Here is an 11,856-nt window from a genome sequence, read left to right as displayed (position 1 = left end):
CTGTCGTATACCGGCGTCAGCGCGCTGAGGCTTCAAGAGATTCCCGGGCCGCCGAGACCACGGCTTCGGCGGTGAATCCGAACTCGCGGAAGAGCACCTTGCCGTCGGCCGAAGCACCGAAGTGCTCCAGCGAGACGATGCGTCCCGCCTCTCCCACGAACCGGTGCCAGGTGAGCCCGATCCCGGCCTCGACCGCCACCCGCGCCTTCACGGACGGCGGCAGCACCGAATCCCGGTACCCCTGGTCCTGCTCGTCGAACCATTCGACCGACGGCATCGACACGACACGCGCCGGGACACCCGCGGCCTGGAGCTGCTCGCGCGCCTCGACGGCGAGCTGCACCTCGGAGCCCGTGGCGATCAGCAGCACCTGCGGCTCCGCCGGCTGCCCGTCCGCGCCCTCGGCGTCGAACAGGACGTAACCGCCCTTGGCCGCGCCCTCGTTGGCCGCGTACGTCGGAACGCCCTGGCGGGTCAGCGCCAGACCGTGCGGCGAGCGCTTCGCGTGCCGCTTCAGGATCTCGCGCCAGGCGATCGCCGTCTCGTTGGCGTCCGCGGGCCGGACGATGTTCAGCCCGGGGATCGCGCGCAGCACCGCGAGGTGCTCGACCGGCTGGTGCGTCGGGCCGTCCTCGCCGAGACCGATCGAGTCGTGCGTCCACACGTACGTGACGGGCACCTGCATCAGCGCCGCCAGCCTGACCGGCGCGCGCATGTAGTCGGAGAACACCAGGAAGGTGCCGCCGTAGATACGGGTGTTGCCGTGCAGCGAGATGCCGTTCATCGTCGAGCCCATGGCGTGCTCACGGATGCCGTAGTGCACCGTGCGGCCGTACGGGTCGGCGCCCGGCAGCGGGTTGTCCGCCGGGAGGAACGACGACGTCTTGTCGAACGTGGTGTTGTTCGAGCCCGCGAGGTCGGCCGAACCGCCCCACAGCTCGGGGATGACACCGCCGAGCGCTTCCAGGACCTTGCCCGAAGCGGCGCGGGTGGCAACGGACTTGCCGGTCTCGAAGGCCGGCAGATGGCTCTCCCAGCCCTCCGGCAGCTCGCCCGCCCTGATCCGGTCGAACGTGGCGGCGCGCTCCGGGTTGGCGGTGCGCCACGCGGCGAACGACTTCTCCCACTCGCCGCGCACCTCACGGCCGCGGTCCAGCGCCTCGCGGGTGTGCGCGAGCACATCGGCGGATACGTCGAAGGTCTTCTCCGGGTCGAAGCCGAGGACCTTCTTCGTGGCGGCGACCTCGTCGTCGCCGAGCGCCGCGCCGTGCGCGGCGCCGGTGTTCTGCGCGTGCGGGGCGGGCCAGGCGATGATCGAGCGCGCCGCGATGAAGGAGGGGCGCTCGGTCTCCGCCTGCGCTGCCTTCAGCGCGTTGTACAGGCCGACCGGGTCGAGGTCGCCGTTCTCCTGCTGCTCGACGCGCTGGACGTGCCAGCCGTACGCCTCGTAGCGCTTGAGGGTGTCCTCGGAGACCGCGGTCTCCGTGTCGCCCTCGATGGAGATGTGGTTGTCGTCCCACAGCAGGACCAGATTGCCGAGCTTCTGGTGGCCCGCGAGCGAGGACGCCTCACCGGACACACCCTCCTGGAGGCAGCCGTCACCGGCGATGGCCCAGATGGTGTGGTCGAACGGCGAGGTGCCGGGCGCCGCTTCCGGGTCGTAGAGACCGCGCTCGTAGCGCGAGGCCATCGCCATGCCCACGGCGTTCGCGACACCCTGGCCGAGCGGGCCCGTGGTGGTCTCGACGCCGACGGTGTGCCCGTACTCCGGGTGGCCGGGGGTCTTCGAGCCCCAGGTGCGGAACGACTCGAGGTCGTCCAGCTCCAGGCCGTAGCCGGCCAGGTAGAGCTGGATGTAGAGGGTCAGAGAAGAGTGACCGGCCGACAGGACGAATCGGTCGCGGCCGGTCCACTGGGCGTCGGCGGGGTCGTGCCGCAGAAGCCTCTGGAACAGCACATAGGCGGCAGGCGCCAGGCTCATGGCCGTACCGGGATGGCCGTTGCCGACCTTCTGTACGGCATCCATGGCCAGGACGCGGACGGTGTCGACTGCCCGACGGTCCAGATCGGTCCACTCGAGGTCTGTGGTGGTCGGCTTGGTGCTCACCCTGAGTCAGGGCTCCTCTCCACATGTCGAATCCCGGTGTCTGAGGGCGCACCGGTTCGCTGTTGAGCCTACCCTCGCGGTGCCGCCCGGCCTTTCGACTGCCCGTCGGTGAACAAGGGACACTGCCAGGGTGCCGCGCCAGGGCACTCTTCGCCTCCCGGCGGCGGGTTTCGGCGCCCCCAACACGAGCGCACCCCCGCGAAGAACGACCTGTGGGCAACGTCTAGAGTGGCGTGGTAAGCGCGAGCCTTTACCGGGCCTTCACGTCCGGAGCTTGCTGAGATTTCTCTGTCAGGGGTATGCGTGACGGCCGTCGAGTCCCGACCCGCAGGGGTCGCCGCCTTGACTCCGAGCCCGAGGGGCCATCGGCCGTTCGGAGCCCGCGCCAAGGCATTTGTGGCACTGACCAAGCCACGGATCATCGAGCTGTTGCTCATCACCACCGTTCCGGTGATGTTCCTCGCCTCGCAGGACGTCCCGGATCTCTGGCTGGTGCTCGTCACCTGTGTCGGCGGGTATCTCTCCGCCGGCGGCGCCAACGCGCTGAACATGTACATCGACCGCGACATCGACGCCCTGATGGACCGTACGTCGCAGCGTCCGCTGGTCACCGGCATGGTCTCGCCGCGCGAGTGCCTGGCCTTCGGCCTCGGCCTCGCGGTCTTCTCGACGCTGTGGTTCGGACTTCTGGTCAACTGGCTGTCGGCGGCGCTGTCGTTGGGCGCCCTGCTGTTCTACGTCGTCGTCTACACGATGATCCTCAAGCGGCGTACCTCGCAGAACATCGTGTGGGGCGGGATCGCGGGCTGCATGCCCGTGCTGATCGGCTGGTCCGCCGTCACCAACTCGGTGTCCTGGGCCCCGGTCATCCTCTTCCTCGTGATGTTCTTCTGGACGCCGCCGCACTACTGGCCGCTGTCGATGAAGGTGAAGGACGACTACGCGCGCGTGGGCGTCCCGATGCTGCCGGTCGTCGCGTCCAATCGGGTGGTCGCCCGGCAGATCGTCGCCTATAGCTGGGTGATGGTCGCCGTCTCGCTGCTGCTGACCCCGCTGGGCTACACCGGCTGGTTCTACACCGCGGTCGCGCTGGTCGCGGGCGGCTACTGGCTGTGGGAGGCGCACGGGCTGAACTCGCGTGCCAAGGCGGGCGAGGTGGGCGCCAAGCTCAAGGAGATGCGGCTGTTCCACTGGTCCATCACCTACGTCTCGATCCTCTTCGTCGCCGTAGCCGTGGACCCCTTCCTCCGATAACCCGTTCTACCGCCCGGTAGCATCGTCGGCATGGCTGAGACTGAGCAGGGCGACCAGGCGGGCAAGCCGGACCGGGCGGACGAGCCGGGCCAGGCGAACGAGTCGGGCAAGACCCAGGCGGACAAGGCCCTGGCCAGGCGCGAGGCGCGGGACGCCCGCAAGGCGGCCAGGCTCGCCAAGGAGATCAGGGCCTTCGCGGCGAAACACGGCGGCGCCGAAGGGCACCTCGCGTACCTCGGCCAGGAGGGCACCCGCATCGTGCTCGTCGGCGAGGACGGCGGCTGGGGCGATCTGGTCGCCCCCACCCACGCCCTCGCGCTGAGCGCGGCCGAGAGCGCCGAGCTGACGCTCCACGAATCGTTCGACGGCGAGCTGGCCGCGAAGGTCAGCACGGGCCCGTACGAGTGGAAGCGGATGGCCGGCATCCAGCTCGGCCACTGACGCCCCGGCGCACACCGAGGCGACTGAAGCGGTCAAAGCGACGGAAGCGGCGCCCGGGGCGCCACCGGAACGCGGCTCGTCCCGTTAGGACTGTACAAGCGGTCCACGACGGGAAACCCGATGATCGAAACAGCGTCCATGGTGGACCAGTACTGCCACGGTGTGCTCCGTACGGAACTGGGCCTCGGCACCTTCGAGGCCCAGCTCGGCAGGACGGCGGGCGCCCCGGCCGCCGGCACCACCTTCTTCGACACCCAGACCGGGTTCGCGGTACGGCGCTGGTGCCCGCCGCTGCTCGGCCTGGAGCCGCACTGCGCGCCGGCTCGCTATCTGGCCCGCCGCCGCGAGCTGGGCGCCGCAGAGGCGGGCAGGCTGCTGCTGCGCGGGACCGGGATCTCCACCTATCTCGTGGACACCGGGCTGCCCGGTGATCTGACCGGGCCCGCCGAGATGGCCGCGGCGGGCGGCGCCGATGCCCGGGAGATCGTCCGGCTCGAACCGCTCGCCCAGCAGATCGCCGACACCTCGGGGTCCGTGGAAGCGCTGCTCGCCAACCTCGCCGAGGCCGTGCACGCGGCCGCAGCCTCGGCCGTCGCCTTCATCTCCGTCACCGGGCTCGGCCACGGCGGCGCCCTGGCCCCGCAGCCGCCGGGCCCCGGCGAGGTCAGAGGTGCGGCAGGGCGCTGGCTCGCCGCGCGCTCGGCGGGCGACGCGGTCACCGACCCCGTACTGCTGCGGCATCTGCTGTGGACGGCCGTCGCGTCAGGACTGCCGCTGCAACTGCGCGTCGGCTCCTGCGAGCCGGTCCTGCTACGGGACTTCGCCGCGGCGACGGAGGGCCTCGGCACCGATCTGGTGCTGCTCGGCGCGTATCCGCACCACCGTCAGGCGGCGCAGCTCACCGGCGTCTTCCCGCATGTGTACGCGGATCTGGGCCCCGTACTCGCGCACACCGGAGCGGGCGCCGCCGCCGTGCTCGCGGAGACCCTGGAACTCGCGCCGTTCGGGAAGCTGCTGTTCTCCAGCGGCGCGCGCGGGCTGCCCGAACTGCACGTGGTCGGGGCCCGGGTGTTCAGGGAAGCCCTCGCCCGGGTGCTGGGCGGCTGGGTCGCCGACGGCGCGTGGGCGATCGGTGACGCGCAGCGCGTCGCGGAGATGATCGCGTCCGGCAACGCCCGCCGGGTGTACCGGCTGCCGGACGCAGGACACGCGACCGCGGTGAGCGGGCAGCCGGGAGCAGGGCAGCCGGGAGCAGGGCAGCCGGGCGGCGGTTCTTCAGACGGCGGGTGACAGCGCGGCGTCCGCCTGCGCGGGGATCTCGGCCGTCGTGACCGGGCGCTCGCGCAGACACATCCGCATCCGCAGCGTGCCGATCCACACCAGGGCCAGGCCGAACATATGGACGCCGACCAGGACTTCGGGAAGATCGGTCAGGTACTGCACGTACCCGACGACCCCCTGGGCGAGCAGCACCAGCACCAGGTTGCGGGCGATCCTGCGGGTGTCGAGCGGGGCGTCGGCTGCCCGCAGCCCCACCCACATCGCGACGGCGAGCGCGACGACCACGAACGCCAGCACCTCGTGCAGATGGACGGTGGCCACCCAGTCGAACGGCATCCGCGGCACATCGCTGCTGTCGCCCGCGTGCGGGCCCGTACCCGTCACGACGGTGCCCGCCGCCATCAGCAGCGCGGTGGCGACCAGCAGCGCCGTGCAGAGCCGGAACAGCGGGCGCGGCACGCGCGGCCGCGGTGTGCCGTCGCCCTCGCGGGTGCGCAGCCAGGTCAGCGTGGCGACGGTCAACAGGCCGAGGGCGGCGAGGAGATGGCCCGCAACGGTCCACGGGTTGAGTCCTGCCAGGACGGTGACGCCGCCGAGTACGGCGTTGCTCATCACCAGCCAGAACTGCGACCAGGCGAGCCGGGTGAGCGGGCGCCGCCGGGGCTTGGCCGCCCGCGCTGCGATGATCGCCCAGCCGACGGCCGCCGACAGGACGTACGTCAGCATGCGGTTGCTGAACTCGATCGCGCCGTGGATCCCCTGCTCGGGCGTGGCGACGAGGCTGTTGTCCGTGCACTTGGGCCAGGTGTCGCAGCCGAGCCCCGAGCTGGTCAGCCGGACGGCGCCGCCGGTGACGATGATCGCCACCGACATCAGTACGGCGGCGAGCGCGGCGCGCTGGAGCGTACGGGGCGAAGGCGTCCACCGCTGGGCGATATAGGCGAGGGGGGTCAACACGCGAACTATCGTAGGCGCGAGCTTGTGCAGCTTTTCACGAGGGGTCCCCGGTCCGCCGCCACCCGCCCGCTCCCGGCCGGCTGTACGCCCTCACTCCCAGCGGAAGAACGCGGCAGCCGCGCCGAGTCCGACGGCGGCCCACACGGCGAGGATCCCGAGGTCGCCCCACGGCATCGCCGCCCCGTGCTGGAGCACGTCCCGCAGCCCGTCGGAGAGCGCCGAGATCGGCAGCAGGTCCAGCACCGCCCGCGCCCCTCCGGGGAACTTGTCCAGCGGCACGATCACCCCGCCGCCCACCAGGAGCAGCAGGAAGACCAGGTTCGCCGCCGCCAGCGTCGCCTCGGCCCGCAGCGTGCCCGCCATCAGCAGACCGAGCCCGGAGAACGTGGCGGTGCCGAGGACGAGCAGCAGCAGGACGGCGAGCGGATTGCCGTGCGGCGACCAGCCGAGCAGCAGCGCGATGACCGTCAGCAGCGCCACCTGGAGCACCTCGGTGACCAGGACGGCGAGCGTCTTCGCCGTCATCAGGCCCCACCGGGGGAGCGGCGATACGGCGAGCCGCTTCAGCACCCCGTAACGGCGCTCGAAACCGGTGGCGATGGCCTGCCCGGTGAACGCCGTGGACAGCACCGCCAGCGCGAGGATGCCGGGCGCCAGGAAGTCGACGGACTTGCCCGCACCGGTGTCGATGATGTCGACCGTCGAGAAGAGGACCAGCAGCAGCGAGGGGATGATCACGGTCAGCAGCAGTTGCTCGCCGTTGCGCAGCAGCAGCTTCGTCTCGAACAGCGTCTGCGCGCCGATCATCCGGCCGAGCGGGGCGGCGCCGGGCGCGGGGGCGTACGTACCCGTACCGCCCGTACCCGTACCGCCCGCTGTCGTCGTACCGGTGCTCATCAGCGCAGCTCCTTGCCGGTCAGTTCGAGGAAGACGTCCTCCAGCGTGTGCCGCTCGACGGAGATCCCGGCGGCCATCACCCCGTGCTGCGCGCACCAGGAGGTGACCGTGGCCAGGAGCTGCGGATCGATCGTGCCGCTGATCCGGTAGACGCCGGCGCCGAGTTCGGCGGCTGCCGAGCCGTCGGGCAGCGCCTTCAGCAGCGAGCCGAGGTCGAGCCCGGGGCGCCCGGTGAAGCGCAGGGTGTTCTCGGCGCCGCCGCGGCACAGCGCCTCGGGGCTGCCCTGGGCGACGGCCCGGCCCGCGTCGATGATCACGACGTCGTCGGCGAGCTGCTCGGCCTCGTCCATGAAGTGCGTGGTCAGTACGGCACCGACGCCGTCGGCCCGCAGCTCGCGCACCAGCTCCCAGGTGGCGCGGCGGGCCTGCGGGTCGAGCCCCGCCGTCGGCTCGTCCAGGAAGACCAGCTCGGGGCGGCCGACGACGGCGAGCGCCAGCGCGAGCCGCTGCTGCTGGCCGCCGGAGAGCCTGCGGTACGTCGTACGGCCGCAGCTTTCGAGGCCCAGCCGCTCGATGAGGGCGTCCACGTCCAGCGGGTGGGCGTGCAGTCTCGCCATATGGCGGAGCATTTCCTCGGCGCGCGCTCCCGAGTACACGCCGCCGGACTGGAGCATCACGCCGATCCGCGGCCGGAGCGCCGCCGCTTGGGTCACCGGGTCGAGGCCCAGCACCCGTACGGTCCCCGCGTCAGGTCTGCGGTAGCCCTCGCAGGTTTCGACCGTGGTCGTCTTGCCGGCCCCGTTCGGGCCGAGCACAGCGGTGACCGTACCGGCCCGTACCACCAGGTCCAGGCCGTTCACCGCCGTCTTGTCGCCGTACCGTTTGACCAGTCCGCGAATCTCCACGACGGGGTCTCCGGAGGCCCGGCCCGCGGCTGAACCGCTGTCGGGCAGTGAGCCACCCGGGTTGACGCTGCGCATGCCGGGAAGTCTAGGCAGCCTCCCGGACGGCGTACCCAGGCGGGGCCGAAAGCCGCTCCCACCGGGCAGTACGGGTGCGAATTAGGTAACCCTAAGTGATACAGCGCACCTCACGCCCGGCCGGGTCGCGGTTGTCAGGGCCGAGGGAATTACGCAACAATGGCGTTGTGAAATACGTTGGCGAGGCTCCCCAGGAGGAACTCGCGACCGGTGAGCACTCCACTCGCAACCGGGTCGCGCGCTCCATCCTGGACCACGGCCCGTCCACCGTCTCCGATCTGGCGGGGCGCCTCGGGCTCACCCAGGCGGCCGTCCGCCGTCATCTCGACGCACTCGCGGCCGACAACGTCGTGGAACCGCGCGAACAGCGCGTCTACGGCTCACGCGGCCGCGGCAGGCCGGCCAAGGCGTTCGCTCTGACCGACTGCGGCAGGGACGCCTTCGACCAGTCGTACGACAAGCTGGCAGCCGAGGCGCTGCACTGGATCGCGCAGGCGGCCGGCGGCGGGGAACGGGGCGAGGCGGCCGTCGCCGCCTTCGCCCGCGCCCGGATCGCCGGCCAGGCCGAGGCGTACCGCGCGGCGGTCGAGGCCGCCGAGCCCGACCGGCGTACCGAGGCGCTCGCCAAGGCGCTGAGCACCGACGGATACGCTGCGGCGGCGCGCTCCGCGCCGAACAGCCAGGGCGAGCAGCTCTGCCAGCACCACTGCCCGGTGGCCCATGTCGCCGAGAAGTTCCCGCAGCTCTGCGAGGCCGAGACGGAATTCTTTTCCGAGCTTCTCGGTACGCATGTGCAGCGACTGGCCACCATCGCCCACGGCGACGGGGTCTGCACGACCTTCATTCCCCGCTCCACCCCACAGACCACCGATCACGCATCTGAAAGCACAGCCGGGAGGAACCCCGCATGACGCTCCCCACAGAGACCGCCCATCCTGAGCTCGACGGTCTGGGTACGTACGAATTCGGCTGGGCCGACTCCGACGCCGCCGGCGCCGCCGCCAAGCGCGGACTCTCCGAAGCTGTCGTCCGCGACATCTCGGAGAAGAAGAACGAGCCGGAGTGGATGCTGAAGCTGCGGCTGAAGGGCCTCAAGCTCTTCGGCAAGAAGCCCATGCCGAACTGGGGCTCCGACCTGTCGGGCATCCACTTCGACAACATCAAGTACTTCGTGCGGTCCACCGAGAAGCAGGCCGAGTCCTGGGAGGACCTGCCGGAGGACATCAAGAACACGTACGACAAGCTCGGCATCCCCGAGGCGGAGAAGCAGCGCCTCGTGGCCGGCGTCGCCGCCCAGTACGAGTCCGAGGTCGTCTACCACCAGATCCGCGAGGACCTGGAGGAGCAGGGCGTCATCTTCAAGGACACCGACACGGCGCTGCGCGAGAACCCGGAGCTGTTCGAGGAGTACTTCGGCACGGTCATCCCGGTCGGCGACAACAAGTTCGCGTCGCTGAACTCGGCCGTGTGGTCCGGCGGCTCCTTCATCTACGTGCCGAAGGGTGTGCACGTCGACATCCCGCTCCAGGCCTACTTCCGTATCAACACGGAGAACATGGGCCAGTTCGAGCGGACGCTGATCATCGTCGACGAGGACGCCTACGTCCACTACGTCGAAGGCTGCACCGCCCCGATCTACTCCTCGGACTCGCTGCACAGCGCCGTGGTCGAGATCATCGTCAAGAAGGGCGGCCGCTGCCGCTACACGACCATCCAGAACTGGTCGAACAACGTCTACAACCTGGTCACCAAGCGCGCCGTGGCGTACGAGGGCGCGACCATGGAGTGGGTCGACGGCAACATCGGCTCCAAGGTCACCATGAAGTACCCGGCCGTCTACCTGATGGGCGAGCACGCCAAGGGTGAGACGCTGTCCATCGCCTTCGCGGGCGAGGGCCAGCACCAGGACGCCGGCGCCAAGATGGTCCACATGGCCCCGAACACCTCGTCGAACATCGTCTCCAAGTCGGTGGCGCGCGGTGGCGGCCGTACGTCCTACCGCGGTCTGATCGAGATCGGCGAGGGCGCTGCGGGCTCCAAGTCCAACGTGCTCTGCGACGCGCTGCTGGTCGACACGATCTCCCGCTCCGACACGTACCCGTACGTGGACGTGCGCGAGGACGACGTGTCGATGGGCCACGAGGCGACCGTCTCCAAGGTCTCCGAGGACCAGCTCTTCTACCTGATGAGCCGGGGCATGACGGAGTTCGAGGCGATGGCGATGATCGTGCGCGGCTTCGTCGAGCCGATCGCCAAGGAGCTGCCCATGGAGTACGCCCTGGAGCTCAACCGGCTGATCGAGCTGCAGATGGAAGGCTCGGTCGGCTGACCTCGGCCGGCCGCAGCGGCGCCGCCGCCGCCATGGTGGCGGCGCCCACCGATTTCGTTTCCCCGGACGCAGTTCCCCAGAGGCAGAGAGAGAGCACGACGACAGCCATGGCTGAGGCTCAGAACATTCCGGCGGGTTCCACCACTGCCGGTTCGATCGCGGTGGCCGCCGAGTCGACCGTCGCCACGCGCACCAGCGCGCCCCCCTCCTACGACGTGGCGGACTTCCCCGTCCCGCACGGCCGCGAGGAGGAGTGGCGGTTCACGCCGCTGGAGCGGCTGCGCGGGCTGCACGACGGCACGGCGGACGCGACAGGCTCGGCCCTCACGGTCGAGGTGACGGCCCCCGAAGGCGTCGTCGTGGAGACCGTGGGCCGCGACGACCCGCGCGCAGGCAAGGCCGGCACCCCGGCGGACCGGGTCGCGGCGCAGGCGTTCTCCTCGTTCGAGAAGGCGTCCGTCGTCTCCGTACCGAAGGAGACCGTGCTGACCGAGCCGGTCAGGGTCGCCGTGCACGGCGCGGGCGGTGTCGCGTACGGCCACCTGATCGTGGAGGTCGGCGCCTTCGCCGAGGCGGTCGTGGTCATCGACCACACCGGCGAAGCGACGCTCGCCGCCAACGTCGACTACCTGCTGGGCGACGGCGCCAAGCTGACCGTCGTCTCCGTCCAGGACTGGGACGACAAGGCCGTCCACGTCGCCCAGCACAACGCGCTGGTCGGCAGGGACGCCTCGTTCAAGTCGATCATCGTCACCTTCGGCGGCGATCTGGTGCGGCTCCACCCGCGCGTCCAGTACGCGGGACCCGGCGGCGAGGCCGAGCTGTTCGGCCTGTACTTCACCGACAAGGGCCAGCACCAGGAACACCGGCTGTTCGTCGATCACAACGCCCCGCACTGCAAGTCGAACGTGGCCTACAAGGGCGCGCTCCAGGGCGCCGACGCGCACGCCGTGTGGATCGGTGACGTCCTCATCCGGGCCTCGGCCGAGGGCACCGACACGTACGAGATGAACCGCAACCTCGTCCTCACGGACGGCGCGCGGGTCGACTCCGTGCCGAACCTGGAGATCGAGACCGGTGAGATCGCCGGCGCCGGACACGCGTCGGCGACCGGCCGGTTCGACGACGAGCAGCTCTTCTACCTGATGGCGCGAGGCATCCCCGAGACCGAGGCGCGCCGCCTGGTCGTGCGCGGCTTCTTCGCCGAGCTGGTCCAGCACATCGGCCTTCCCGACGTCGAGGAGCGGCTGCTCGCGTCGATCGAGAAGGAGCTGGAGGCCACCGTCTGATGGCCTTCGTCCGTGTCTGCGGTCTGAGCGAGCTGGTGGAGTCCACCCCGACCAGGGTGGAACTCGACGGCACGCCCGTCTCGATCGTCCGTACCGAGGGCGAGGTGTTCGCGATCAACGACATCTGCTCGCACGCGAACGTGTCGCTCTCGGAGGGCGAGGTGGAGGACTGCATGATCGAGTGCTGGCTGCACGGCTCCAGCTTCGACCTGCGCACCGGAAAGCCGTCGAGCCTCCCCGCGACGCGCCCCGTCCCCGTATACCCCGTACAGATCCAAGGGGACGATGTGCTCGTCTCCGTCACCCAGGAGTCCTGAGTCA

General features: G+C 70.5%; 11 protein-coding genes. 7 read left to right on the top strand and 4 right to left on the bottom strand.

What is annotated here, in order from left to right:
* Positions 1-16: 16 nt before the first annotated feature.
* A complete protein-coding gene (gene tkt / locus ACZ63I_RS30675) occupies positions 17-2,107 on the bottom strand; it encodes a transketolase (RefSeq protein WP_469342512.1) in 2,091 nt (696 codons plus the stop codon).
* A 303-nt stretch (positions 2,108-2,410) separates the two neighbouring features.
* On the opposite strand from tkt, the gene ACZ63I_RS30670 reads away from it, so the two are divergent.
* From ACZ63I_RS30670 to ACZ63I_RS30660, 3 genes are all read left to right on the top strand, one after another.
* Positions 2,411-3,361, top strand: coding sequence for a heme o synthase (locus tag ACZ63I_RS30670; RefSeq protein WP_469342511.1), 951 nt, complete (start codon positions 2,411-2,413; stop codon positions 3,359-3,361).
* Between the two features lie 30 nt (positions 3,362-3,391).
* Positions 3,392-3,802 (top strand): hypothetical protein, encoded by a 411-nt coding sequence (locus tag ACZ63I_RS30665; RefSeq protein WP_469342509.1) that lies wholly within the window; start codon positions 3,392-3,394, stop codon positions 3,800-3,802.
* A gap of 120 nt (positions 3,803-3,922) precedes the next feature.
* A complete protein-coding gene (locus ACZ63I_RS30660; protein WP_469342508.1) occupies positions 3,923-5,092 on the top strand; it encodes an amidohydrolase family protein in 1,170 nt (389 codons plus the stop codon).
* Here ACZ63I_RS30660 and ACZ63I_RS30655 read toward each other — a convergent pair.
* The 3 genes from ACZ63I_RS30655 to ACZ63I_RS30645 form a co-directional block, all read right to left on the bottom strand.
* The gene (locus tag ACZ63I_RS30655; RefSeq protein ID WP_469342630.1) at positions 5,078-6,049 is read right to left on the bottom strand and encodes a COX15/CtaA family protein; all 972 of its coding nucleotides are present in this window, start codon (positions 6,047-6,049) and stop codon (positions 5,078-5,080) included. The genes ACZ63I_RS30660 and ACZ63I_RS30655 overlap by 15 nt on opposite strands.
* A gap of 81 nt (positions 6,050-6,130) precedes the next feature.
* Complete coding sequence (locus tag ACZ63I_RS30650; RefSeq protein ID WP_469342507.1) at positions 6,131-6,937, bottom strand: ABC transporter permease; 807 nt, start codon at positions 6,935-6,937, stop codon at positions 6,131-6,133.
* Entirely contained in the window at positions 6,937-7,917 is a 981-nt protein-coding gene (locus ACZ63I_RS30645) for an ABC transporter ATP-binding protein (protein ID WP_469342506.1), read from the bottom strand. Before ACZ63I_RS30645 ends, ACZ63I_RS30650 begins: the two co-directional genes overlap by 1 nt.
* A gap of 167 nt (positions 7,918-8,084) precedes the next feature.
* Between ACZ63I_RS30645 and ACZ63I_RS30640 the strand changes: the two genes are divergently transcribed.
* The 4 genes from ACZ63I_RS30640 to ACZ63I_RS30625 all read left to right on the top strand — a co-directional run bounded on the left by ACZ63I_RS30640 (position 8,085) and on the right by ACZ63I_RS30625 (position 11,852).
* Positions 8,085-8,828, top strand: a complete 744-nt coding sequence (locus tag ACZ63I_RS30640; protein WP_469342505.1) for a helix-turn-helix transcriptional regulator — start codon at positions 8,085-8,087, stop codon at positions 8,826-8,828.
* Complete coding sequence (sufB, locus tag ACZ63I_RS30635; protein ID WP_469342504.1) at positions 8,825-10,246, top strand: Fe-S cluster assembly protein SufB; 1,422 nt, start codon at positions 8,825-8,827, stop codon at positions 10,244-10,246. The genes ACZ63I_RS30640 and sufB overlap by 4 nt, the downstream gene beginning before the upstream one ends.
* Before the next feature lie 107 nt (positions 10,247-10,353).
* Positions 10,354-11,535, top strand: coding sequence for a Fe-S cluster assembly protein SufD (sufD, locus tag ACZ63I_RS30630; RefSeq protein WP_469342503.1), 1,182 nt, complete (start codon positions 10,354-10,356; stop codon positions 11,533-11,535).
* Entirely contained in the window at positions 11,535-11,852 is a 318-nt protein-coding gene (locus tag ACZ63I_RS30625) for a bifunctional 3-phenylpropionate/cinnamic acid dioxygenase ferredoxin subunit (RefSeq protein WP_469342502.1), read from the top strand. The genes sufD and ACZ63I_RS30625 overlap by 1 nt, the downstream gene beginning before the upstream one ends.
* The last annotated feature ends 4 nt before the right edge of the window (positions 11,853-11,856 follow it).

Source organism: Streptomyces sp. NPDC087906 (assembly GCF_055584925.1).
Note: the sequence above shows the minus strand (reverse complement) of the source record. Positions and strands in the feature narration are given on the sequence as shown.

Bases quoted from the DNA above. Each gene is read 5' to 3' on its own strand.
- ACZ63I_RS30645 (WP_469342506.1), bottom strand. From the start codon at position 7,917: ATGCGCAGCGTCAACCCGGGTGGCTCACTGCCCGACAGCGGTTCAGCC.
- sufD (WP_469342503.1), top strand. From the start codon at position 10,354: ATGGCTGAGGCTCAGAACATTCCGGCGGGTTCCACCACTGCCGGTTCG.
- ACZ63I_RS30665 (WP_469342509.1), top strand. From the start codon at position 3,392: ATGGCTGAGACTGAGCAGGGCGACCAGGCGGGCAAGCCGGACCGGGCG.
- ACZ63I_RS30650 (WP_469342507.1), bottom strand. From the start codon at position 6,937: ATGAGCACCGGTACGACGACAGCGGGCGGTACGGGTACGGGCGGTACG.
- ACZ63I_RS30625 (WP_469342502.1), top strand. From the start codon at position 11,535: ATGGCCTTCGTCCGTGTCTGCGGTCTGAGCGAGCTGGTGGAGTCCACC.
- sufB (WP_469342504.1), top strand. From the start codon at position 8,825: ATGACGCTCCCCACAGAGACCGCCCATCCTGAGCTCGACGGTCTGGGT.
- ACZ63I_RS30660 (WP_469342508.1), top strand. From the start codon at position 3,923: ATGATCGAAACAGCGTCCATGGTGGACCAGTACTGCCACGGTGTGCTC.